Origin of the sequence: Kingella kingae ATCC 23330, assembly GCF_900111845.1 — a bacterium.
Classification (GTDB): Bacteria; Pseudomonadota; Gammaproteobacteria; order Burkholderiales; family Neisseriaceae; genus Kingella; species Kingella kingae.
Map to the genome: position 1 here is coordinate 113177 of NZ_FOJK01000058.1, position 22380 is coordinate 135556.

At 47.8% G+C, this 22380-nt stretch carries 26 protein-coding genes; 13 read left to right on the forward strand and 13 right to left on the reverse strand.

What is annotated here, in order from left to right:
* Nucleotides 1-147: 147 nt before the first annotated feature.
* The 4 genes from BQ5809_RS08650 (at nt 148) to pyrE (ending at nt 3259) form a co-directional block, all read left to right on the forward strand.
* Nucleotides 148-1110: an ABC transporter permease gene (locus tag BQ5809_RS08650; protein WP_003786011.1), complete on the forward strand. Its 963-nt coding sequence runs from the start codon at nt 148-150 to the stop codon at nt 1108-1110.
* A 45-nt stretch (nt 1111-1155) separates the two neighbouring features.
* Entirely contained in the window at nt 1156-1524 is a 369-nt protein-coding gene (locus BQ5809_RS08655; RefSeq protein WP_003786009.1) for a hypothetical protein, read from the forward strand.
* Between the two features lie 61 nt (nt 1525-1585).
* A complete protein-coding gene (locus BQ5809_RS08660) occupies nt 1586-2536 on the forward strand; it encodes an iron chelate uptake ABC transporter family permease subunit (RefSeq protein ID WP_003786007.1) in 951 nt (316 codons plus the stop codon).
* Between the two features lie 75 nt (nt 2537-2611).
* Nucleotides 2612-3259 (forward strand): orotate phosphoribosyltransferase, encoded by a 648-nt coding sequence (pyrE, locus tag BQ5809_RS08665; protein ID WP_003786005.1) that lies wholly within the window; start codon nt 2612-2614, stop codon nt 3257-3259.
* Between the two features lie 80 nt (nt 3260-3339).
* Here pyrE and BQ5809_RS11165 read toward each other — a convergent pair whose 3' ends face one another.
* From BQ5809_RS11165 to thrB, 11 genes are all read right to left on the reverse strand, one after another.
* Complete coding sequence (locus BQ5809_RS11165) at nt 3340-3507, reverse strand: hypothetical protein (protein WP_169309633.1); 168 nt, start codon at nt 3505-3507, stop codon at nt 3340-3342.
* Nucleotides 3508-3534: 27 nt separating this feature from the next.
* Nucleotides 3535-3786: a hypothetical protein gene (locus BQ5809_RS08670; protein ID WP_003786003.1), complete on the reverse strand. Its 252-nt coding sequence runs from the start codon at nt 3784-3786 to the stop codon at nt 3535-3537.
* A 56-nt stretch (nt 3787-3842) separates the two neighbouring features.
* A complete protein-coding gene (locus tag BQ5809_RS08675; RefSeq protein WP_032827634.1) occupies nt 3843-4604 on the reverse strand; it encodes a ParA family protein in 762 nt (253 codons plus the stop codon).
* Between the two features lie 2 nt (nt 4605-4606).
* A complete protein-coding gene (gene rsmG, locus BQ5809_RS08680; protein ID WP_032827633.1) occupies nt 4607-5239 on the reverse strand; it encodes a 16S rRNA (guanine(527)-N(7))-methyltransferase RsmG in 633 nt (210 codons plus the stop codon).
* Between the two features lie 159 nt (nt 5240-5398).
* The gene (locus tag BQ5809_RS08685) at nt 5399-6148 is read right to left on the reverse strand and encodes an ABC transporter permease (protein WP_032827632.1); all 750 of its coding nucleotides are present in this window, start codon (nt 6146-6148) and stop codon (nt 5399-5401) included.
* A gap of 40 nt (nt 6149-6188) precedes the next feature.
* A complete protein-coding gene (locus tag BQ5809_RS11325) occupies nt 6189-6941 on the reverse strand; it encodes an ABC transporter substrate-binding protein (protein ID WP_003785999.1) in 753 nt (250 codons plus the stop codon).
* A 3-nt stretch (nt 6942-6944) separates the two neighbouring features.
* The gene (locus tag BQ5809_RS11430) at nt 6945-7067 is read right to left on the reverse strand and encodes a hypothetical protein (protein WP_003785998.1); all 123 of its coding nucleotides are present in this window, start codon (nt 7065-7067) and stop codon (nt 6945-6947) included.
* A gap of 27 nt (nt 7068-7094) precedes the next feature.
* Entirely contained in the window at nt 7095-7355 is a 261-nt protein-coding gene (locus BQ5809_RS11330; RefSeq protein WP_003785996.1) for an ABC transporter substrate-binding protein, read from the reverse strand.
* An 83-nt stretch (nt 7356-7438) separates the two neighbouring features.
* Complete coding sequence (locus BQ5809_RS11335) at nt 7439-7657, reverse strand: hypothetical protein (RefSeq protein WP_003785994.1); 219 nt, start codon at nt 7655-7657, stop codon at nt 7439-7441.
* A 21-nt stretch (nt 7658-7678) separates the two neighbouring features.
* Nucleotides 7679-8233, reverse strand: coding sequence for an ABC transporter ATP-binding protein (locus BQ5809_RS08695; protein WP_003785992.1), 555 nt, complete (start codon nt 8231-8233; stop codon nt 7679-7681).
* Between the two features lie 223 nt (nt 8234-8456).
* Nucleotides 8457-9404 carry a homoserine kinase gene (thrB, locus tag BQ5809_RS08700; protein ID WP_003785990.1) on the reverse strand — a complete coding sequence of 316 codons (948 nt, stop codon included), beginning with the start codon at nt 9402-9404 and terminating at the stop codon, nt 8457-8459.
* A 148-nt stretch (nt 9405-9552) separates the two neighbouring features.
* On the opposite strand from thrB, the gene hisC reads away from it, so the two are divergent.
* Both hisC and BQ5809_RS08710 read left to right on the forward strand, forming a co-directional pair.
* Nucleotides 9553-10752, forward strand: a complete 1200-nt coding sequence (gene hisC / locus BQ5809_RS08705) for a histidinol-phosphate transaminase (RefSeq protein ID WP_003785988.1) — start codon at nt 9553-9555, stop codon at nt 10750-10752.
* Nucleotides 10753-10869: 117 nt separating this feature from the next.
* Complete coding sequence (locus BQ5809_RS08710; RefSeq protein ID WP_032827631.1) at nt 10870-11973, forward strand: acyl-CoA dehydrogenase family protein; 1104 nt, start codon at nt 10870-10872, stop codon at nt 11971-11973.
* An 87-nt stretch (nt 11974-12060) separates the two neighbouring features.
* Here BQ5809_RS08710 and BQ5809_RS08715 read toward each other — a convergent pair whose 3' ends face one another.
* Entirely contained in the window at nt 12061-12531 is a 471-nt protein-coding gene (locus BQ5809_RS08715; RefSeq protein WP_003785984.1) for a type IV pilin protein, read from the reverse strand.
* A gap of 361 nt (nt 12532-12892) precedes the next feature.
* Between BQ5809_RS08715 and ilvB the strand changes: the two genes are divergently transcribed.
* The 7 genes from ilvB to BQ5809_RS08750 all read left to right on the forward strand — a co-directional run bounded on the left by ilvB (nt 12893) and on the right by BQ5809_RS08750 (nt 21436).
* The gene (ilvB, locus tag BQ5809_RS08720) at nt 12893-14677 is read left to right on the forward strand and encodes a biosynthetic-type acetolactate synthase large subunit (RefSeq protein ID WP_003785980.1); all 1785 of its coding nucleotides are present in this window, start codon (nt 12893-12895) and stop codon (nt 14675-14677) included.
* Nucleotides 14677-15168, forward strand: coding sequence for an acetolactate synthase small subunit (gene ilvN, locus BQ5809_RS08725; RefSeq protein ID WP_003789905.1), 492 nt, complete (start codon nt 14677-14679; stop codon nt 15166-15168). The genes ilvB and ilvN overlap by 1 nt, the downstream gene beginning before the upstream one ends.
* Nucleotides 15169-15204: 36 nt before the next feature.
* Nucleotides 15205-17244: a transglutaminase TgpA family protein gene (locus BQ5809_RS08730; protein WP_231954118.1), complete on the forward strand. Its 2040-nt coding sequence runs from the start codon at nt 15205-15207 to the stop codon at nt 17242-17244.
* 122 nt (nt 17245-17366) lie between these two features.
* On the forward strand, nt 17367-18227 hold the full coding sequence (locus BQ5809_RS08735; RefSeq protein ID WP_003785974.1) for a phosphoribosylaminoimidazolesuccinocarboxamide synthase: 861 nt from the start codon (nt 17367-17369) through the stop codon (nt 18225-18227).
* 83 nt (nt 18228-18310) lie between these two features.
* A complete protein-coding gene (gene tsaE, locus BQ5809_RS08740; RefSeq protein WP_003785972.1) occupies nt 18311-18766 on the forward strand; it encodes a tRNA (adenosine(37)-N6)-threonylcarbamoyltransferase complex ATPase subunit type 1 TsaE in 456 nt (151 codons plus the stop codon).
* Complete coding sequence (locus BQ5809_RS08745; protein WP_003785971.1) at nt 18754-19995, forward strand: N-acetylmuramoyl-L-alanine amidase; 1242 nt, start codon at nt 18754-18756, stop codon at nt 19993-19995. Before tsaE ends, BQ5809_RS08745 begins: the two co-directional genes overlap by 13 nt.
* A 199-nt stretch (nt 19996-20194) precedes the next feature.
* Nucleotides 20195-21436, forward strand: coding sequence for a multifunctional CCA addition/repair protein (locus BQ5809_RS08750; protein ID WP_003785970.1), 1242 nt, complete (start codon nt 20195-20197; stop codon nt 21434-21436).
* A gap of 54 nt (nt 21437-21490) precedes the next feature.
* Here BQ5809_RS08750 and panB read toward each other — a convergent pair whose 3' ends face one another.
* A complete protein-coding gene (gene panB, locus BQ5809_RS08755) occupies nt 21491-22282 on the reverse strand; it encodes a 3-methyl-2-oxobutanoate hydroxymethyltransferase (protein ID WP_003785969.1) in 792 nt (263 codons plus the stop codon).
* Nucleotides 22283-22380 lie beyond the last annotated feature (98 nt).

A 22380-nucleotide genomic window follows, 5' to 3' on the forward strand; every position in this document is an offset into this window, starting at 1 on the left:
GATAGGTTTCAGGCTGCCTGAAAGCGTTGCGTAGGGTATGCTACGCGCACTATTCTTCAAATGGAATCAATATTTCAGGCAGCCTGAAAGTACACGACAAAATCTAGGCTGGTTCGCGACTCAGCCTACTATTTCACGGAATACCCTATGTCCACAAAATCCCTTTACACCCTATCCATTTTGTTCACGATTATTTTATTTTTCGCTAGTTTATCCATTGGTGTGGCGAATTTTTCTTGGGCGAATGTGTTTTCAGGCAGCCTGAACGATTCCACGCAAGTGATGTTAATCAGCCGTTTGCCACGTACGTTTGCGATTTTGCTGACAGGTGCGTCTATGGGCGTGGCGGGCATGATTATGCAGATTTTGCTGAAAAATCGCTTTGTTGAGCCGTCTATGGTGGGAGCGAGTCAGAGTGCGATTTTGGGGCTGTTGCTGATGTCGTTGCTGCTGCCGAGCGCGGCTTTATTGACGAAAATGTCGGTGGCGGCGGTGGCAGCGTTGTTGGGTATGTTGTTGTTTATGGCGATGATTCGGAAATTACCGCCCACCGCGCAACTGCTTGTGCCGTTGGTGGGAATTATTTTTGGTGGCGTGATTGAATCGGTTTACACGTTTATTGCGTATGAAACGGATATGTTGCAACTGATTAGCGTGTGGCAGAGTGGCGATTTTTCGGGCGTGTTGTTGGGGCGGTATGAATTGCTGTGGCTGACGGGGGCGTTGGCTGTGGTGGCGTATTTGATTGCTGACCAACTGACGATTGTGGGTTTGGGCGAGTCGGTGGCGGTGAATTTGGGGATTAACCGCAATGTGATTTTGTGGGCTGGGCTGGTGATTGTGGCGTTGATTACGTCGTTGGTGGTGGTTACGGTAGGAAATATTCCGTTTATTGGGCTGGTTGTGCCGAATATTGTGAGCCGTTTGTTAGGCGATAAGCTGCGTGCGAGTTTGCCTGCTGTGGCGTTGTTGGGGGCGGTGTTGGTGTTGCTGTGTGATATTGTGGGGCGTGTGATTGTGTTTCCGTTTGAAATTCCTGTGGCAACGGTGTTTGGGGTGTTGGGGACGGTGTTGTTTTTGGGGCTACTTTTCAGGCAGCCTGCACGGTAGAATTGGGGTTTTAGATTTTCAGGCAGCCTGAAAGGAAATAATGGTATGTTTAAAATCATTATCCGACACGTTAGCATTACTGCTTTTGGTATTGCAATCGGTTTGTTAAATGAATGGTTACGCAATAATCGTACCCCTGTATTGCGTGAATATGCGGCAATTATCTTCATGACTATTTTTTTTAATTTATATTACTTGCCATCGCATTGGACTGCTAAACGCCAATTTACCATTATCTTTACAATAATGTTGATTTCTGCCTGTGCCGTGTTTTGGTATTTTAACCCAATAGGCTGGGGGTATTGGTTTTTTGCCCCTGTAATGTGTGCGATGACGTTTGCAGCAGTTTTGACAGCACAATTACAACTCCAAGTACAACTTCAAACGGAACAACAACACAAGAAACAAAAATAATTTCAGGCTGCCTGAAACTTTGAATTTGTCGGATTCAAGAATCCGACCTACGGATTGGATTATGTCAAAAGATTTAAAACTAATTTGGATTTTATCGGCGGTGTTGCTGCTGTCGTGTGGGCTGTTTTTGACGTGGAACGCACAGGGGGCGTGGGATTTTATTCTGCCGCTTCGGGCGAAAAAATTGGGCGCGTTGCTACTGATTGCATATGCGGTGGGCGTGTCCACTATGTTGTTTCAGACAATTACGAATAATCCAATTCTCACGCCATCTGTGTTGGGCTTTGATACGCTGTATATTTTTCTGCAAACGCTGCTGGTGTTTGCGCTCGGCGGTGTGGGCTATACGCAGTTGCCGCTTTTGGGAAAATTTGCGCTGGAATTGGTGGTGATGATGGGCGCATCTTTGTTGCTGTTTCAGATGTTGTTGCGGCAGGGTGGGCGTGATTTGGCGCGGATGATTTTGATTGGCGTGATTTTTGGGGTGTTATTTCGCAGCGTGTCTAGTCTGTTGCAGCGTGTGATTGACCCCGAAGAATTTGCGGTGGCGCAGGCGAATACGTTTGCGAGTTTTAATACGGTGAACACGAATATGCTGACGATTGGCGGCGCGATTATGCTGCTCAGCGTGGCGATGATTTGGCGCGAGCGACATCGCTTGGACGTGCATTTGTTGGGGCGCGACCAAGTGACCAATCTCGGTATCAACTATCAGAAAAATACGCTGTGGATTTTGTTATGGATTTCGGTGTTGGTGGCAACCGCAACCGCAACGGTTGGGCCTGTGAGTTTTTTTGGCTTGCTGGTGTGTGCGTTGGCGAATCATTTTTCAGGCAGCCTGAAACATTCGGTGCGCTTGCCGTTGGTGGTGTTGATTGCTGGGATTATGTTGGTGGCAGGTCAGGCGGTGTTTGAGCATTTGTTGGGCATGAAAGCGGTGTTGAGTGTGGTGGTGGAATTTGCTGGGGGGCTGGTGTTTTTGTGGTTGGTGTTGCGGAAACGAGCGGTGTAAAACATTGAAAACAGCAATGGCAAACGGTAAACTATCGTGGCTTTTTATTCCTATCTCAAACCAAAGGAACGGACTATGTCTAATTTTCATCAAGATTTTCTGCAATTTTCGCTGCAACAAAATGTCTTAAAATTTGGGGAATTTACGACCAAAGCAGGTCGTCAATCGCCCTATTTCTTTAATGCTGGCTTGTTTAACGATGGGGCTTCTACTTTGCAACTGGCGCGTTTTTATGCCAAAGCGATTTTAGAAAGCAGCCTGCAATTTGATATGTTGTTTGGCCCTGCCTACAAAGGCATTATTTTGGCGGCAGCAACGGCAATGATGTTGGCAGAACAAGGCGTAAACGTGCCATTTGCCTACAACCGTAAAGAAGCCAAAGACCACGGCGAAGGTGGCACGCTGGTGGGTGCGCCATTGCAAGGTCGCGTGTTAATTATTGATGACGTGATTTCGGCTGGCACATCGGTGCGCGAAAGTGTGAAATTGATTGAGCAAGCAGGCGCAAAACCTGTGGGCGTAGCGATTGCATTAGACCGCATGGAAAAAGGTACAGGAGAGCAATCTGCGGTGCAAGAAGTGCAGCAGCAATATGGTTTGCCCGTTGTCGCGATTGCCAATTTGCTGGATTTGTTTGCGATGTTGGAACAAGAAAACCGTGCTGATTTGGCGCAATTTGTTGAGCCCATGAAAGCCTATCGCGCACAATATGGCGTGGCGTAATTCATAATATAAAAAGCAGCCTGCACTTTCGATTTACAAAAGTGCAGGCTGCTTTGTTATGTGTTTACACAATCAAACGATTAGAAATCCAAATCGTACGCTTTGTTGCCCTCAAACACCTGAGCAGAATAAGCGCAACGGTTTTTCGCGCATTCAGTAATCGTGTATTTCAAAGTGTACGCGCCACTTTGTTCAGCGCAGAAGCCGAACATTGACGAGCTGTTATCTGCTTCAAGCATTTCGCCCAATACTTCGCACCTTTTACCAATTCCAATTTAGCTTCGTTTGCATTCGTAATCGCAGTCCACCATAAAGCCATAGAATTTGCCAGCGCGTAAGTTCACGGTGTGGCTTACGGTTTTGCCTTGTGCTGCGCTGCCTACGCGCTTGAATACTTGGCGTGCAGCAGAGTCGCGTTTGCCAATTGCTTGCTTGTTGATAGCTTGCGCTTTGCCCAACCAGTTGTCTGCCAACGCAGGCGTAACCAAAGAAGCCGCAAGGGCGAATACTGCTAATTTTTTCAACATAGTCAAACTCAATGATTAAGTTAAAGAAAATGCAGATTATTCTGTATCTATTTTGGCTATTTAGCCAAAATCTCGTCTGCCAACGCCAAATAAGCCAGCGTGCCTTTGGCTTTGGCATCATAGGCTAGTGCAGGCTGCCCGTGGCTTGGGGCTTCTGCCAAACGCACATTGCGCGGAATGGTGGTCGCAAACACTTTATCGGCAAAATGCTGTTGCAACTGTACGCTCACGTCTTGCGACAGGCGATTTCGGTTGCTATACAAAGTTCGCACAATGCCATAAATATCCAAACGTGGGTTGATGGCGGTGCGGATTTTGCGCACGGTGGCAACCAAATCGCTAATGCCTTCCAGCGCGTAGTATTCGCATACCATTGGCACAATCACGCCTTGTGCGGCAACCAAACCGTTGAGCGTGAGCAAGGTCAAAGTGGGCGGACAATCAATCAACACAAAATCGTAATCTTGCGCCACGGCTTCCAACGCGTTTTTTAGACGCATTTCTCGCGCGATTTCTTGCACCAATTCAATTTCTGCGCCTGCTAAATCGCGGTTTGCTGCCAACACATCGTAGTCGCCCTCTTCGCTGCGAATGCAAGCAGCCTGCACATCGGCTTCGCCCAGCAAAACGTGGTACACACCTGTGGCGATGTCGGTTTTATCTATGCCGCTGCCTGTGGTGGCGTTGCCTTGCGGGTCTAAATCAATCAGCAAAACCCGTTTGCCACGATGCGCTAATGATGCTGCCAAATTCACGGCGGTAGTGGTTTTGCCGACTCCGCCTTTTTGGTTGGCAATGGCTAAAACTTTTGCGCTCATGCTCAACCCTTTTTCGGACGCATCAATACCATATGACGCTCGGCGTTTAGGGTTGGCACTTCCAACTTATCTATTTGATAAACTTCAATATTAGCAGGAACGTTTTCCAATTCTTCGTATGGATACACGCCTTTCATCGCTGCCCAATAGCCTTGTTCGTTGAGCAAATGTTTGGTCAGCGCGACAAAATCGTGTAGCTCGGCAAAGGCGCGACTGGTTACGACATCTACTTTTTTGTCGTGCATGGCTTCTACGCGACCACTGGCAACGGTTACGTTTTTCAAGCCCAACTCAATCGCAGCTTGTTGCAAAAACGTGGTTTTTTTGGTGTTTGCGTCCAGCAAAGTAATCTGCAAATCGGGGCGACAAATTGCGGTGGGAATGCCAGGCATGCCGCCGCCCGAGCCAACGTCCATCATGCTTTGCGCGTTTTGCACATAGGGCAGCAGGGTTAGGCTGTCCAAAATGTGATGGCTAATCATTTGATTTTCATCACGCAAGGCGGTTAAGTTATAGGTGCTGTTCCATTTTTTGAGCAGCGCAACGTATTCCAGCAACAATAATTGCTGCGCCAAAGGCAAATCCAAATTCATGGCTTGCAAGCCCGATTTTAATTGTTCTTTTAAATCGCTCATGATGTTCCCTATTTCCATGTCTATCTGTTAAGCAGGGCGTAATGGTAAATCAAAATGTTTAACAAATCTATACAATAAACAAATCTATACAATAAACAAAGCAGCCTGCAAATTTTGTTCACCTAAAATGCAGGCTGTTTTTGTTGATTTACGTTTATATTACGCCTTACGCCAAACCTGCGCCAAATACCGCGCCGCGCTGTCCAACGCCCACCCAATCACGCCAATCAACACAATCGCCGCCATCAATTCCGAATACGCCAATCTATCGCGCGTATCCAAAATAAAATAGCCCAAACCTTCGTTCACACCCAACATTTCGCACGGCACAAGCACCACCCACACAATACCAATCGCCAAACGCAAACCGTTCAAAATATCGCCCACCACCGCAGGCAACATGATTTTAAACAACATTTCCGATTTGGTCGCCGACAGCGAACGCCCCAATTCCAGCCATTGCGGATTGATATTTTTCACGCCCGAAACCGTATTCAAAATAATTGACCACACCGCCGCAAACGCCAACAAAAAATAAATCGGCGCATCGCCAATGCCAAACAACATCACCACCACAGGCATCCACGACAACGGCGAAATCATACGCAAAAACTGAAAAGACGGACTCACCACTTGCTCCACCTTGCGCGACAAACCGAGCGCAAAGCCAATCGGTACACCAATCATCAATGCCGCCAACAAACCCACGCCCACGCGCTGCAAACTCGCACCAATGTGTGCCCACAAATTGCCGTCAAGCAGCAGCTTTTTCAGGCTGCCGATCGCGGCGGCTGGCGCAAGCATATTCGCCAACGGCATAGAATGCGCCAAAATCAAGCTGCCGATTTGCCACAATGCGAGCAAAATCAACAAGCCTGCTAATCCGAGAATGTGTACGTTTTTGTTCATGTTTTTCTTTCTTTTAAAATTTTCAGGCTGCCTGAAAAACTCAAATCTCAAAAATCTCTTTCCGCTCAAACCCCTGCAAACCAAACTGCTGCATCAAATCCCCTTGTCCCAAAGCAGCCTGCACAAAGCGCGTGTCAAACAATTCTTTCGCCGCGATTTCAGGCTGCACATCTTGCAAAAACGTATTCACGCCAGCCAAATGCGTTTCTTTCAGCAATTTAATCAACAATTCGCTATACGATTGAAATGGAAACGGTTGAAAATCAATGCGTTTTTTCTGCCAATCGGCGTGGACAATGGCGCGGTTTCGCTCGTAATTCGCCCATTGAATTAGCTCGGGCTGCAACACGTTTCGCAACACGTTCACATCGTGCGGCGTGTATTTTTGAATGCCTTGTTTTGCCAACAATTCCGCCGTTTCCGCACGATGATGTTTCGCAAACGCCGCCGCATCTACCAACGCTGAAACCACGTTTTGCACCCAATAAGGGCGGTTTTGAATATCGTGGTCGTGCATCATCGTCAGGCAGCAAGCGTGTTCTTTCCAAATATCGCCCGAAAAACGTAAAATTTTGCCTACGCCCTTACTTTCCGCCAGTGCGTTAAACGGCTCGGCAACGATAAATCCAGCAATTTGCTTGGCTGCCAAACCTGCCACCATATCAGATGGTGGCATCACGGTTAGGCAAACTTGTCCAGCTTGCGGATTTTTCTCCACAATCTGCAAACCTGCTTGGCGCAAAAGCTGTTGCAACACGACATTATGTACGGAATACCAAAACGGAATCGCCACCGTTTACCCTTGTAAATCAAACAGTTGATTAACATCAGGGCGCACCGTCAAAGCCGAACCGCAAGTGTGATTCCACATCAAAGCGCGAACAGGCGCACGGCTGCCGTAACGCATCCACACGCTCATCGGCGACAGCACATGAATTAAATTGACTTACCCACTCAAAAACGCTTCCACCAAACTCGCCCAACTGCGAAACAGCACAGGTTTGACGGTCTCCACGCCGCGTTGTTGAAACAAGCCTTTGCCATGCGCCACGAGCAAGGGCGCGGCATCTAAAATCGGCAAATAGCCAATGGTTACAGGCGCGTTGGGCTGCGTGGCGGCGCGTTTGCCACAGGCTTGCAGCAAGGGCATAGCGGCGGTGGCGGTAAACAGAGCGGATAATTTTAGGAAATCTCGGCGTGTGTGCATTTTGTTTTTTCTTTTTATAAACAATCGGTTTGTAGGTTGGGGTCTTGACCTACGCAAATTTCAATTTCAGGCAGCCTGAAAAATCAAATCACAAATTCCACCGTCTTAACCTGTTCCGAATAATGCTGCGCCGAATGCAAACTCTGCATAATTTCGCCACGAATCTGATTCAATTCCGCCAAACGTGCCACGCGTGGAAACGGAATGTCAGGCTGCCACGTCCCAACAATCCGCCCACCTTGCCCCACCAACACAATGCGGTCAGACACCAGCAACGCTTCATCAATATCATGCGTAACCATCACCGCCGCCGTGTTGTGGTGCTACACAATTTCGCGCAACATCGTTTGCATTTGCTCACGAATCACGGCATCAAGCGCGGAAAATGGCTCGTCCAGCAACAACACTTGCGGTTGGCGCACAATGCCACGCGCCAACGCCGCTTGTTGCGGCATGCCGCCCGACAATTCAGACGGAAATTTATCCGCCGCGTGTGCCAATCCGACTTCTTTTAATGTATCATCAATACGTTGATTTTGCTCATCTTTGCTGACTTTCGGTTGACGTTTAAAGTCTAGCCCAAACGCCACATTGTCGCGCACGTTCAGCCACGGCAACAACGCCGCGCTTTGAAACACAAAACCCACACGCGGATGCGGTTTCGTGAGTGGTTCGCCAAACAAGGAAACGCTGCCTGAAAGCGGCTTGTTCAGCTCAGCCAACACGCGCAACAGCGAAGATTTACCTACGCCACTTGCGCCCAGCAAGCTAATCAATTCGCCCAACTGAATGTCTAGGCTGAAATCGTGCATAATTGTTTTGATTGCGCTACCTTGTTGATAGCCAAGAGAAATGTTTTGAATAGATAAAGCGGTCATAATCGAACCAAAAAAACAATATGGCTGGCAAAGATAAAAGATAAAAAGCAGCCTGCAAAAGATTTTGTGTTTGTGTGATTTAGATGATTTGCTTATAACAAAAACTCGCTATCTACAATGGATAGCGAGTTTTGCAATATTAGAGTGAAATGAAATAAAAATAGGACAAGGCGACAACGCTCGCCGTGTGCAAATAGCACATAAGGGCGTTGGCAACGCTGTACTATTGCGATTTCATTTCACTATATATAGCTTTGCGATACGCCAACAACAAATCGCGGAACACATTGGGGTCTTTAATAAACGTCATTTCGCCCGATGCTGGGAAGTGAAAGTCCAACAAACGCGACACCCAAAAACGCAAGCAGCCTGCACGATAGGCGTTGGGCAAATAATCCAATTCGGCTGGCGTTAAGGCGCGTACGCTTTGATAGCCGCGTAAAAAAGCAGCCTGCAATTCTGGCACAATGTGATTGTGGGCATCGCGCGCCCAATCGTTAATCGCAATGGCTAAATCATACACAAAACTGCCGTGGCAAGCGTAGTAAAAATCAATAAAACCAGCCACTTGGTCGCCACTCAACAACACATTGTCTTTGAACAAATCAGCGTGAATGATACCACTGGGCAAATGCGTGTCGGGATTTTGCGCTTGGTAGGCGATTTCGTCTTGCAACAAAGCCGCGTCTTCTGCGTCCAAAAAATCATGCAGGCTGCTTGCCGATTGCGTCCACCACGCGCTATGACGTGGGTTATCCATCGTTTGTGTGAACGATGTGCCTGCTTGGTGCATGGTTGCCAGCATTGCGCCTGTGTAAAAACATTGTTCGGCATGGGGATACGCCGTGTCGCTGCCTGTTAATTTGCTGACAATGCAGGCTGGTTTGCCCGATAAAGTGACGGTGAATTGTCCGTTTTTCTGCGCGATAGGAGCTGGGCAAGCCACGCCGTTCGCGCTCAAATGATGGGTCAAATCCATAAAAAATGGCAATTCATCGGCGCGTAGGGTTTCAAAAACGGTCAATACAAAGCTGCCTTGCGTGGTGTGCAAGAAAAAATTACTGTTGGTGATGCCTTGTGCGATGCCTTGCAAGGATTGAAAATCGCCCAAATCGTATTGCGTGAGCAACTGACGCATTTCATCATCGGATACGCTGGTGTAAACAGACATAATACAAAGTACCTAACGGTTAAAAAAGTTGGCATCATAGCAAATTTAACGTTTTGGGACAGCTTGTTTTTGTGTTACATTTACATTCCGTTGCATATCTTTATGCAGCTTATCACTTGTATTCCAATCCACAAAAAGGAAACCAACCATGCCTACTCGTGTGATTCGCCCCGATATTCTGGCGCAAAACGCCTATCACGTTGCCGATGTGCCAGCCGATTTCATTAAGCTGGACGCAATGGAAGTCCCCTACTCTTTCCCCGAAGAGATGCAAACCGAATTGACGCAACAATTAGCCGCCGCACCGATTAACCGCTATCCCAATCCAGCCAGCAGCGGATTGCAGGCTGCTTTGCGCGAAACCTTTGCCATTCCCGAACACGCCGAGATTGCTTTGGGCAACGGCTCGGACGAATTAATTCAATTTCTGACAATTTTGGTCACACAGCCCAATGCTGTCATGTTGGCAGTTGAACCCAGCTTTGTGATGTATCGCCGCAACGCAGAATTGTTTGGTATGCAATACGAAAGCGTGCCGCTCAATGCCGATTTTTCGCTCAATTTGCCTGCCGTGTTGCAAGCGATACAAGAAAAGCAGCCTGCAATCACGTTTATCGCCTACCCCAACAATCCGACAGGCAAACCGTTTTTGCGTGAAGAAATCGAACAAATTGTGCAGGCTGCTTCGGGCATTGTTGTGATTGACGAAGCCTATGGCGCGTTTGCCAACGACACGTTTATGCCGCAAGCAGGTGTGCCTGCCAATTTAATCGTGCTGCGTACATTGAGCAAAATCGGTTTTGCAGGTTTGCGTTTGGGTTACGCGGCTGGCAGTCCGTTAATCATCAACGAGTTGGCAAAAATTTTGCCGCCTTACAACATGAACCAGTTAAGCCTAACCGCTGGCAAATTCGCGTTGCAACACATAGACACGGTAAACCAAAACATCGCCACTTTAACCGCAGAGCGCGAACGAGTGAGTAGCGAATTAGCCGCGTTGGAAGACGTTACCGTGTTTGACAGCCAAGCCAATTTTGTTACCGTGCGTTTGCCCAATGCCAACACCGCATTTGAAAAATTGAAGCAAAACAAAATCTTGGTTAAAAACTTGCACGGCAGCCACAGCGTTGTAGAAAATTGCCTGCGCCTGACGATTGGCACGCCAGAGCAAAATGATGAAGTGCTGCGTGTGTTGCGCGACGTGATTGCCGAACACTTGGCACAAAAATACAAATCCAGCGGCAAATCGTTTGATTTATCTACCATGATGTTCTATATCATGTTGATTTACAACGGTGTGTTGAGTTTGTTGAGCCTTGTTTTGGGATTAAGTTTTGGGCATATTTAATTGATATATAAAAAATACTTCTATCGTAAAGAAACATTCAATCTTTCCGTTTTAAAAGCAGCCTGCGTACAATGCAGGCTGCTTTTTTTGATGACTTTTACTTACAGGACAAACATCATGTCGCAACAAACCTTATTGAACCAAATTGCCGAATTAACCCAACGCGAAATCGCACCGATCGTCCAAGACATTGACTGTAAAGGCGTTTACCCAGAAAACTTTATGCGCGAACTGGGCAAAATTGGCGGCTATCAATCCGTTGGCACAACCGAAGAAAGCGGCAACGGCTTGGGCTTGACCACACAAATTTTGGTAATCCGCGAAGTGGGCAAAGTGTGCGGTGCAACGGCGTTTTCGGTGTGGTGTCAATCGGCTTGCGGCTGGTATTTGCATCAATCGCCCAACGAAACCGTTAAATCGCGCTATTTAGCAGACGTATTGCAAGGAAAAGTGTTGGCTGGAACAGGTATGTCCAACACGGTCAAACACTTGGCTGGCATTGAAAACAATTTCTTGCAAGTGGAAAAAGTAGAGGGCGGCTATCGCATCAATGGCGTGTTGCCGTGGGTGTCCAACTTGGGCGACACGCATATTTGGGCGAACACCGCACAAACGGCAGACGGCTATGTGATGTTCATCACAGGCGCGGAACGTGAAGGCGTGTCGTTGAATCCTTGCCCTGAATTTTGCGCGTTGGAAGGCACACGCACCTTCGCGCTGAAATTTGAAAACGTGTTTGTACCGCACGAAGATGTGTTGGCAGAACCCGCGCAGTTTGAAGCGTATATCAAATCCATTAAAGCTGGCTTTATTTTGCTGCAAATCGGCATCGGCGCAGGCATTATTGACGGCTGCTTGCAAGAAATTGAATTAGCAAACGTAAGCAATGGCGAAGTAAATTTTTACTTGGATAATCAAATCGATGAACTAAACGAACGTTTCCAAGTAGCATTGGCAAAAACGGTTAAATTGGCAGACGAAGCGTGGGCTGGCTCAACCAGTATTTTAGAAACTTTGCAAACGCGCTTGGCGGCAGCAGAATTGGCATTGGACGCAGCGCAATCGGCGGCTTTACACGCTGGCGCAAAAGGCTATTTGATGCGTAGCCCTGTGCAACGCCGCATTCGTGAAGCGATGTTTGTGGCGATTGTGACACCAGCAACCAAGCATTTACGCAAAGAAATCGCGGATTTGGAATTTACAGGCGAATTTTCTATTTAATTGATATAGCAAAAAGTGCAGACTGCTTTTTTACGGTTTTTCGCCGAAAAAAGCAGCCTGCACTTTTTGTTGATTTTATTGATGCGATTAGCTTAATGGTTCGCAGTTGGTTGTGCCTTTGGGTTCAGCAACCGCCGCAATAGCAAAGTCTGAATCATTGCAGCGAACAAACACACCACTTTGTGATGAATACAGCACATTCAAAGGGCTGCTTGCTCTTTTCTTTGCACTATATAAATCTGCTTTGGGTGTCGCTTTGAGTAAGTAATTGTTAGCACCAACAGCAACGTATTCTAGGTCGTATTTATCGTTGGCGATGCCTGCTGCTTTAATTTTGGCAGTGTCTAGCTGGGCAAAGGTTTTGTTGGTTGCGTAATAGCGTTCGGCAAATTGAATAGTGTCCATCATGGTTGCACGCGCATTATCAATGCGTACACGTTCCATATAGGTGCTGTAACTTGGGTAGGCAATCATTGCCAAAATCGCTAAAACTGCAATGGAAACCATAAGTTCAACCAAGGTAAAACCGCGTTGTGTTGTTTGGATAAAAGTTTTCATTTTATTTAATACCGTTAAGATGGGTTACGTTGTTTGGCTATAAGCAATTTTGGTGCAGGCTGCTTACATTTGATGCGCTATTGTACAAAATAATTAGCATAAATAGACAAAAGCAGCCTGCATTTTGTATCAAGTTAATACAAATTAACACAAAATGCTTGTCAGATAATGCTCTTTGCGTTATCTTAACAATTCCCTATTTTTCACAAACCCTGCGTCAAAGTGAACTAATTGCAATCGGTTGTTATCACGTCTGCACGATGCGCGTACCCTAAATCGCTGCTTGTGCCGATAGCATTATAGGTGCAGAGATAAAGCCCTTGCAGTTGATTGATTTTCGCGCTCAACAAAAGAGGTTGTCATGCAATTAACAGGCGCACAAATTCTGGTGCACAGTCTTAAAGCAGAAAACGTGGAATACGTTTTTGGTTATCCTGGTGGTGCGGTGTTGGAAATCTACGATGCCATCTACCAACTTCATAAATTTGAACATATTTTAACGCGACACGAACAAGCGGCGGTTCATGCAGCTGATGCCTATGCGCGAACCAGCGGCAAAGTGGGCGTGGCTTTGGTAACGTCTGGTCCTGGCGCAACCAATGCGATTACAGGCATCGCCACGGCTTATACCGATAGCATTCCAATAGTCGTGATTTCGGGTCAGGTGGCATCGCCTGCAATTGGTTCGGACGCTTTCCAAGAAATTGATATGATTGGTATTTCTCGCCCTTGCGTAAAACACAATTTCTTGGTAACACATATTGACGATTTAGTCCCCACTATCAAAAAGGCGTTCCAAATCGCCAAAACAGGTCGCCCCGGCCCTGTGGTGGTGGATATTGCCAAAGATGTAACCCAAGCATCGGCTAAATTTAGCTATCCGCAAGAAGATATTTTTATTCGCTCGTATCAACCCGTTGTGAATGGGCACGTTGGTCAAATCAAAAAAGCCTTGCAAATGTTGGCGGCGGCAAAGCGTCCGTTGATTTATTTTGGTGGCGGCGTGGTGTTGGGCAACGCGCATCAAGTTTTGACCGATTTTGTTCGCACTTTGGGCGTTCCGTGTACAGGCACGTTGATGGGCTTGGGCGCATATCCGTCTAGCGACAAACAGTTTTTGGGTATGCTGGGCATGCACGGCACTTATCAAGCCAACTTGGCAATGCAAAATGCCGATGTGGTGTTGGCAATTGGTGCGCGTTTTGATGACCGCGTGGTGTCTGTGCCAAGCAAATTTTTGGAAAATGGCAAAAAAATCATTCAAATTGACATTGACCCATCTAGCATTGCCAAGCGCGTTAAAGTAGATGTGCCGATTGTGGGCGATGTAGCCAATGTGCTGACCGAAATGCTCGGTTTGTGGCAAAAACAAGAATTGACGTTCAACCCCAGCGCGTTGGAAAAATGGTGGAAAACCGTAGAAAACTGGTGCAGCCGCGATTGCTTGCGTTTGCCTGAAACAGCCGACAGCGAATTGATTTTGCCGCAATATGTGGTGCAAACTTTGGCGCGAGTAACCAACAACGATGCGATTGTTACATCAGACGTAGGGCAGCACCAAATGTTCGCCGCGCAATATTATCCGTTTGAACGTCCGCGCCAATGGCTCAATTCGGGTGGTTTAGGCACAATGGGCGTGGGCTTGCCGTATGCCATGGGTGCGTATCTTGCCGACCCAAGCAAAGATGTCTGCTGCATCACAGGCGAAGGCTCAATCCAAATGAATATCCAAGAATTAAGCACTTGTTTTCAATATAAATTACCTTTAAAAGTAATTTGCTTGAACAATGGCTACTTGGGCATGGTGCGCCAATGGCAAGAGCTGTATTACAGCAACCGCGAATCGGAAACCTATTTTGACTCGTTGCCCGATTTTGTGAAATTGGCAGAAGCTTATGGTCATGTGGGTATGCGTATCACAAAAAAATCAGACGTAGAAGGCGCGTTACGTGAAGCGTTGGCAATGAAAGACCGCTTTGTGTTCTTGGATTTCATCACCGACAGCAAACAAAATGTGTACCCAATGGTGGGCAATGGCAAGGCGTTGGACGAAATGGTGTTGCCGCTGCATATGCGCGAAACCAAAGCCGATTCCGATGTAAACGACATTCACGACCGCAATTACGACACAAGGAGCGTACCATGATGCGACACATTTTATCTGTTTTGATTGAAAACGAATCGGGTGCAATGAGCCGCGTAGTGGGCTTGTTTTCGGCGCGTGATTACAATATTGACTCGTTGTCGGTTGCGCCAACCGAAGACGCTACTTTGTCGCGTATGACAATTGTGACCCGCGGCGACCAGCACATTATTGAGCAAATCACCAAACAGTTGAACAAACTGGTGGAAGTGGTCAAAGTAGTGGATTTGAACGAAAGCCGTTATGTGGAACGCGAACTGATGCTGGTCAAAATCCGCGCAGTCGGCAAAGACCGTGATGAAGTGTTGCGTTTGGCAGAAATTTATCGCGGTTCGGTGATTGATGTATCCGACAAAACCTACACGGTGGAAATCACAGGCACGTCCGAAAAATTGGACAGCTTTTTGGAAAACGTGTCCAAAGGTTTGATTTTGGAAACGGTGCGAACAGGCGCGGCAGGTATTGGTCGTGGCGAACGCATTTTGCGGATTTAAATCGTGTAAATGTGTAAAATAGAGTGCAGGCTGCTTTTGAGTATCAAAAATATGAAAAAGCAGCCTGCACTTTTTTGTTTCTTTATTGAATGGGCGATTATTTTGTTTATTGTTCAACCTAGTTATCTAAATACCAAGCCGTCTTTTCGTGCCGCGTTGTTTGCGATGATTTCGCTGATTGCGGTGTCCATTCCGCTGCTGTTTGAATTGCCTGTGGGCGTGGTGATTGTGTTTGCCGTGTTCATTTGCTTGCGATTGGGTTTGTTGAGCATGGGCATCTACCAACTCAAACTGTGGCAAACTGTGTGTATGCTGCTGGGCGCAACGGTGCTGGTATTCCAACAACTTGGCACGATTTTGGGTTTGCAAGGCGGCATTTCGTTTTTGCTGTTGCTGGCATTACTCAAAAGCTACGAAGGCAAAACCAAGCGCGACTGGCAAGTGTTGGTGGTGGTGATGCTGTTTTTGCTGGCTGGCGCGATTTTGTTTAGCCAAGAATTGTTAACAGGCATGTGGATTTTGTTGTGCTTAATGATGATGGCTTGTACTTTGTCCTTGCTCAACGACTTGACATGGCAGCCTGCACTCAAACAAAGTTTAGTGGGCTTTTTGCTGACGTTGTTGCCGATGGTGGTGTTATTTGTGTCTGTGCCACGCCGAAGTGCGCCGTTTTTGGGCGTGCCACAAACTTCATCAACCCAAGCCACAACAGGCATGTCCGACACGATGAAACCTGGCAGTATTGGCGATTTGGTATTGAGTAACGAACCTGTGTTTACTGCCACATTTGACAACGATGTCATACCACAACAGCAAAATCTGTATTGGCGCGTAATGGTAATGGGACAGCACAACGGCAACGAATGGCAAGCCATGCACGATTTTGTGGACAGAGCCGATGCCAGCAAAGGACAGTACATCGCCTATTCCATTATTGCCGAAGATGACAAAGGGCGCATTCCTGCATTGGATTATCCGCAAGTTCGCAATCGCCGTGGCGTGTTTATGGAATCGGGCAATGTGTTGCGCATGTTCAGCCGCAAAGGTGTACGCCGCGTTGATTTACGTGCATCGCTGTCCAATGAATTACCGCACGAATTAAACGCACGCGAACAAGACTTCTACACCAAACTCCCAGCCAACAGCAATCCACGCACTCGCGAACTTGCCCAAGCCCTGTATCAACAAAACAACGGCAATGTCGAACAATTCGCGCAGGCTGCTTTTAACTATTTTGCACAACAAGGCTTTACCTACACGCTCAAACCGCCTGTTTTGGGCAGCCGCAACAGTACCGACCAATTCTTGTTCAACAGCAAACAAGGCTTTTGCGAACATTATGCCGATGCCTTTGTCGTAATGATGCGCGCAGCAGGCGTACCCGCTCGCGTAGTCGTGGGCTATCAAGGTGGCGAATACAACGAAGCCGAACAATTTTGGCAAATCCGTAGCAAAGATGCCCACGCATGGACAGAAGTTTGGTTGCCAGAACGCCAAGTATGGAAACGCATTGACCCAACCGCAGCCGTATCTGCTGTTCGCATTGAAAGTGGTGTAAGTCAAGCCCTATCAGGCGATGAAGGCAGCCTGCTCCCCAACACAGGCTTTTGGACACGTTTTTCTGACCAAGGCCGCTTCTATTGGCAACAATGGGTAGTAAACTACGATGACGAACGCCAACAAAGCCTGTTCAACAAACTCGGTTTTGACGGCGTGAACACATGGAACGTGTTGATGGTATTTGGCGCAGGTGGCGCATTGTCGCTCATACCGCTGGGCTTGTGGTGGCGCAAATCACGCCAGCAAGACGTGATACAACCGCTGCAAAACGGCTACACCCTGCTCAAACGCCGATTACTGGGCAAGCAATATCCCACCATCGCCGCGATTGCACCAATGGAATTGGGCCAAATCCTGCACGATAACAATCGCCTGCACGATGAAATTGCCCAACTGTTAGACGATTTTATGCGATTGAACTATGCCAGCAACACCCCCAACGAGAAGCAAGCATGGCAATGGCACAAACGCGCCAAACGCATCGCTAAAAAATATCGTTTAAAGGAAAACGCGTAATCAAAAAGCAGCCTGCACTTTTTCTGTTTTATGGAAAGTGCAGGCTGCTTTTCTCTTTTATCTCAACCCAAAATCGCGCTACAATACGCCCCGTTCTTAACCTTGTTTAACGAAAGCGCACCATGACCAAATTATCATTGAAAAAAATCTACTCTGGCAAAGTCCGCGATTTGTACGAAATTGACGACAAAATCATGCTCATTGTGGCAACCGACCGCTTGTCGGCGTTTGACGTGATTTTAGACGAACCCATTGTTGGCAAAGGCGAAATTTTGACGCAAATTTCTAATTTTTGGTTTGGCAAACTGGCGCACATCATGCCCAATCATTTCACAGGGCAAACGGTTTTTGACGTGCTGCCTGAAAACGAAGCCCAAGCCGTAGAAAAACGCGCTGTGGTTGCCAAGCGTTTAACGCCTGTGAAAATTGAAGCGGTGATACGCGGTTATTTAAGCGGAAGTGGTTGGAAAGAATATCAAAAATCAGGCACGGTTTGCGGAATCAAGCTGCCTGAAAATTTGCGTGAAGCGGAAAAATTGCCCGAAGTGATTTTCACGCCTTCAACCAAAGCGGAAGTGGGCGACCACGATGAAAATATTTCATTTGAACGCTGCTGCGAAATCATCGGCAAAGAACGCGCCGAAGAAGTCCGCGCCAAAGCGATTCAGCTTTACACGGAAGCGGCGGAATTTGCCAAAGCGCGTGGCATTATTATTTGCGATACCAAATTTGAATTTGGCTTGGACGAAAACGGCGTTTTAACGCTCATGGACGAAGTTTTAACGCCCGACAGCAGCCGTTTTTGGGCGGTGGAAACGTATCAAGTTGGCACAAATCCGCCATCTTTTGATAAGCAATTTGTGCGCGATTGGTTGGAACAAAGTGGCTGGAACAAACAGCCGCCTGCGCCAAAACTTCCTGCCGATGTGTTGGAAAAAACGGTGGCGAAATATCAAGAAGCGTTGAATGTTTTGACGAAATAAATTTGATACAAAAAAGCAGCCTGCACTTTAAATTGCAGGCTGCTTTTGTTATGATTTAACCCTTTTTATCTTATTGTTCAAGCATGTTACACACACAATTCCTCGCAAACGAATCCGAAACACTGGCACTGGGTACATCGTGGGCAAGCAGCCTGCACGCACCTTTGGTTGTGTATTTGCAAGGTGATTTGGGCGCAGGCAAAACCACTTTCACGCGCGGATTGTTGCGCGGCATGGGACACGACGGCGCAGTCAAAAGCCCCACTTATGCGATTGTCGAAAGCTATCCGTTAGCGCAACAAACTGTGCATCATTTTGATTTATATCGATTTGCCACGCCAGACGAGTGGGAAGATGCTGGCTTGGACGATTTAATCGCCAACAGCATTTGTTTGATTGAATGGGCAGAACAAGGCGGCGATTATGTTCCTGCACCAGATTTGCTTATTCAGCTTACTCATCAAGAAAATGGACGGCTTTGCACCATAAAAGCCGTGAGCGCACAAGGAAAGGAGGCGTTGCAACAATGGACAAATTAACTCGCCGCAAAATGTTGGCATTAGCAAGCTGTGCTTTAACAGGCTCGCTGGTTTATGCCGCACCCAATGGCAACGAACCCAAAATCCTGTCGGCACGTTTGCAAAGCAACCGCACCAAAACGCGCATCGTGTTGGAAAGCGACCAAAAAATCGCCTATCGTCATTTTAATTTGGACAATCCGCATCGTTTGGTGGTGGATTTGACAGGCATTCATCAAAGTCAAACATTAAGCCAAATCACGCGCCAGCTCAAAGGTGATAACGGCATTATTCGTCAGATTCGCTTTGGTCAAAAAGATGCCAACACTTTGCGTATGGTGCTGGATTTGAACCGTGCCTTGCCGATTCAAGTAACCGCGCTTGCGCCATCGGGCAAACAAAAACACCGTATTCAGATTGATTTGGGACACGGTAATTTGCCCCAAGCCACCCCTACTTTTAACGCCAACGATGACCCTTTGGGCGATTTGTTGGCACAAAAACGCAATCAGCCCAATAATAAGCAGCCTGCATCTACACAACAGCCGAGCAAGCCTGCCGCACCGCGCAAGCCAATTATTATGATTGACCCAGGGCATGGTGGCAAAGACCCAGGTGCATCGGGCAAAAACACAGGCATTCACGAAAAAGACGTGGTTTTGGCTACTTCGCTGGAATTGCGTTCGCGCTTGCAAGCCAAAGGTTATGTGGTGCATATGACACGCAGCGATGACACGTTTGTGCCGCTGCGAGAACGACGCAAAAAAGCGCGTGATGTCAATGCCGATTTATTTATTTCGATTCACGCCAATGCGGTGGAAGATGCACCAGCAGCACGCGGCACAGATGTGTTTGTGCTGGGACGCGCCAACAGCGAACGCGCTCGCCGTTTGGTGGCTGCCGAAAATAAAGTCGATTTTATAGACGGCATTCCCAGCGTGGGCAACAAAGACGTGGACAACATTTTGACCGATATGCTCGAAACCCAAACCACAGCCAGCAGCACACGTTTGGGCAACTTGATTTTGCGTCAGGTTGCGCGTCATGCCAAAGTGCATAACAGCACGGCAGAATTGGGTAATTTTGTGATTTTGCGCTCGCTGGATATGCCATCGGTGCTGGTGGAAATGGGCTTTTTGTCCAATCCGCAAGACGAAAAATTGTTGGCTAGCCAAGATTTTAGACGGCAAATGGCAAACAGCATCGCCAATGCGGTGCAAGAATATTTACGCAATGTGGTGTTGAATTAAATAGACCAAGCAAAGCAGCCTGCACTTTGATTAAATTGAGACAAAAAGTGCAGGCTGCTTTTTATAGTGAAATGAAATCGCAATAGGACGGCGTTGCCAACGCCCTTATGTATTATTCATACACGGCGGGCATTGTCGCCTTGTCCTATTTTTATTTCATTTCACTATAACCACAATCAACTAACCAAAAGGACAACTCATGCAAATCTATCTAGTCGGTGGCGCGGTACGCGACACGCTCTTGGGCAAAAACGTGCAAGACCGCGATTGGGTGGTGGTGGGCGCAGAAGCCAGCACTTTGTTGGCGCAAGGTTTCACGGCGGTAGGCAAGGATTTTCCCATATTTTTGCACCCAAAAACCCACGAAGAATACGCGCTGGCTCGCACCGAACGCAAAACAGGCAAGGGCTACACTGCGTTTGCCGTTCATGCCGATGCCAGCGTTACGCTAGAACAAGATTTGCAACGCCGCGATTTAACCATCAACGCGATGGCGCAAGACGAACACGGCAGCATCATTGACCCATTTGGCGGACAGCGCGATTTGCAGCAAGGTATTTTGCGCCATGTGTCGCCTGCGTTTGCCGAAGACCCTGTTCGCATTCTCCGCACGGCACGATTTGCGGCGCGATACGGTTTTGCGATTGCACCCGAAACCATGCAGCTGATGCGCGACATGGTGGCAGCAGGCGAAGTGGACGCGCTGGTAGCGGAACGCGTGTGGCAAGAGTTCGCCAAAGGGCTAATGGAATGCGAACCGCGCAAAATGATTGAAGTCTTGCGCGATTGCGGTGCGCTGGCGATTTTGTTGCCCGAAGTAGAAGCCTTGTTTGGCGTGCCACAACACGCCGATTACCACCCCGAAGTGGATTCGGGCGAACACACTTTGCTGGTGTTGCAACGCGCGGCAGATTTGAATTTGTCGCTTGCCGAACGCTATGCCGCCTTGTTGCACGATTTGGGCAAGGCATTGACGCCACACGATGTGTTGCCCAAACACATTGGACACGATAGGCGTGGTGTTGAGCCAATTCGCGCTGTGAACCAGCGTTGGCGCGTCCCCAAACATTGCGCGGAATTGGCGGAATTGGTGTGCGCGTTCCACATTCGTTTTCATCAAATCGGGCAAATCAAACAGGCGAGCAAAATCATCAAATTGCTCAAAGAATGCGATGCGTTTCGCCGCCCAGAACGGGTGCAGGCTGCTTTGAACGTGTGTCTTGCCGACCAGCAAGGGCGTTTAGGTAAACAAAATTCGCCCTATCCGCAACGTGAACACATTATGGCGTTGATTGCCGCCGCGCAACAAATCAACGCAGGCGAAATCGCGCAACAATACGCAAAGCAGCCTGCACAAATCAGCGAAAAAATAGACGAAGCGCGTGCGATGCAGGTTAAAGCATTGCAGGCTGCTTTTCGGGAGAAAATGACGGAGCATTGAAAAAGCAGCCTGCACTTTCAAAATCAACAAAAAGTGCAGGCTGCTTTAATTGTGTTAGCTGCTAAACGTATGTTCAACCGCAGGAAACGTTTTGTTTTTCACTTCGCGCACATACGCTTCCACTGCTGCTTGAATGCTTGGTTGCTCGTCCATAAAATTTTTGACAAATTTGGCGGTTTTGCCATGGAATACGCCCAGCATATCGTGCATCACCAAAACTTGACCGTCTGTGTCCACGCCTGCGCCAATGCCAATGGTCGGACACGCCACGCTTTGCGTAATTTGTTTACCCAGTTCTCTCGGTACACATTCCATCAACAACATTGCTGCGCCTGCTGCTTCGTGCGCTTTGGCATCGTACAACACAGCTGCCGCCGCATCGCCCTTGCCCTGCACTTTGTAGCCGCCAAACACATTTACATATTGCGGTGTCAAGCCAATGTGGGCGCAAACAGGAATGCCACGCTGCTGCAAAAATTGCGTGGTTTCCGCCATGATTGCGCCGCCTTCCAGTTTGACCATGTGTGCGCCTGCTGCCATCAATTCCGCCGAAGCGGCAAAGGCTTGTTCCTTGCTTTGTTGATACACGCCAAACGGCAAATCTGCCAAAATCAGCGCGTTTTGATTGCCACGCGCCACGTTTTTGGTGTGGTAAACCATGTCCGCCAGCGACACAGGCAAGGTGCTGCTCTGCCCCTGAACGGTCATGCCCAGCGAATCGCCAATCAGCAAAACATCTACGCCTGCGCGATTCATCAAGGCGGCAAAACTGGCTTCGTAACAAGTGAGCATGGCGATTTTTTCGCCGTCTGCTTTCATTTTGAATAGAGTGTTAATGGTCGTCATGGGTATTCTCGGTAAAATGTAAAAACGAAATTATAAGGTTTTTTATTCTGTCGCCAACCAATTATTTCAAAGCAGCCTGCAATTTTCCGCTATAATTC

What these genes read in the sequence shown, in the direction of transcription:
- BQ5809_RS08735 (WP_003785974.1), top strand. Translation starts at nt 17,367, where the DNA reads ATGACCAAATTATCATTGAAAAAAATCTACTCTGGCAAAGTCCGCGAT.
- BQ5809_RS08685 (WP_032827632.1), bottom strand. Translation starts at nt 6,148, where the DNA reads ATGAACAAAAACGTACACATTCTCGGATTAGCAGGCTTGTTGATTTTG.
- ilvN (WP_003789905.1), top strand. Translation starts at nt 14,677, where the DNA reads ATGCGACACATTTTATCTGTTTTGATTGAAAACGAATCGGGTGCAATG.
- ilvB (WP_003785980.1), top strand. Translation starts at nt 12,893, where the DNA reads ATGCAATTAACAGGCGCACAAATTCTGGTGCACAGTCTTAAAGCAGAA.
- BQ5809_RS11335 (WP_003785994.1), bottom strand. Translation starts at nt 7,657, where the DNA reads ATGGTTACGCATGATATTGATGAAGCGTTGCTGGTGTCTGACCGCATT.
- tsaE (WP_003785972.1), top strand. Translation starts at nt 18,311, where the DNA reads ATGTTACACACACAATTCCTCGCAAACGAATCCGAAACACTGGCACTG.
- BQ5809_RS08750 (WP_003785970.1), top strand. Translation starts at nt 20,195, where the DNA reads ATGCAAATCTATCTAGTCGGTGGCGCGGTACGCGACACGCTCTTGGGC.
- rsmG (WP_032827633.1), bottom strand. Translation starts at nt 5,239, where the DNA reads ATGAGCGATTTAAAAGAACAATTAAAATCGGGCTTGCAAGCCATGAAT.
- BQ5809_RS11430 (WP_003785998.1), bottom strand. Translation starts at nt 7,067, where the DNA reads ATGAGCGTGTGGATGCGTTACGGCAGCCGTGCGCCTGTTCGCGCTTTG.
- BQ5809_RS11330 (WP_003785996.1), bottom strand. Translation starts at nt 7,355, where the DNA reads ATGCACACACGCCGAGATTTCCTAAAATTATCCGCTCTGTTTACCGCC.
- BQ5809_RS08650 (WP_003786011.1), top strand. Translation starts at nt 148, where the DNA reads ATGTCCACAAAATCCCTTTACACCCTATCCATTTTGTTCACGATTATT.
- BQ5809_RS08670 (WP_003786003.1), bottom strand. Translation starts at nt 3,786, where the DNA reads ATGTTGAAAAAATTAGCAGTATTCGCCCTTGCGGCTTCTTTGGTTACG.
- pyrE (WP_003786005.1), top strand. Translation starts at nt 2,612, where the DNA reads ATGTCTAATTTTCATCAAGATTTTCTGCAATTTTCGCTGCAACAAAAT.
- BQ5809_RS08695 (WP_003785992.1), bottom strand. Translation starts at nt 8,233, where the DNA reads ATGACCGCTTTATCTATTCAAAACATTTCTCTTGGCTATCAACAAGGT.
- hisC (WP_003785988.1), top strand. Translation starts at nt 9,553, where the DNA reads ATGCCTACTCGTGTGATTCGCCCCGATATTCTGGCGCAAAACGCCTAT.
- thrB (WP_003785990.1), bottom strand. Translation starts at nt 9,404, where the DNA reads ATGTCTGTTTACACCAGCGTATCCGATGATGAAATGCGTCAGTTGCTC.
- panB (WP_003785969.1), bottom strand. Translation starts at nt 22,282, where the DNA reads ATGACGACCATTAACACTCTATTCAAAATGAAAGCAGACGGCGAAAAA.
- BQ5809_RS08660 (WP_003786007.1), top strand. Translation starts at nt 1,586, where the DNA reads ATGTCAAAAGATTTAAAACTAATTTGGATTTTATCGGCGGTGTTGCTG.
- BQ5809_RS08675 (WP_032827634.1), bottom strand. Translation starts at nt 4,604, where the DNA reads ATGAGCGCAAAAGTTTTAGCCATTGCCAACCAAAAAGGCGGAGTCGGC.
- BQ5809_RS08655 (WP_003786009.1), top strand. Translation starts at nt 1,156, where the DNA reads ATGTTTAAAATCATTATCCGACACGTTAGCATTACTGCTTTTGGTATT.
- BQ5809_RS08745 (WP_003785971.1), top strand. Translation starts at nt 18,754, where the DNA reads ATGGACAAATTAACTCGCCGCAAAATGTTGGCATTAGCAAGCTGTGCT.
- BQ5809_RS08710 (WP_032827631.1), top strand. Translation starts at nt 10,870, where the DNA reads ATGTCGCAACAAACCTTATTGAACCAAATTGCCGAATTAACCCAACGC.
- BQ5809_RS08715 (WP_003785984.1), bottom strand. Translation starts at nt 12,531, where the DNA reads ATGAAAACTTTTATCCAAACAACACAACGCGGTTTTACCTTGGTTGAA.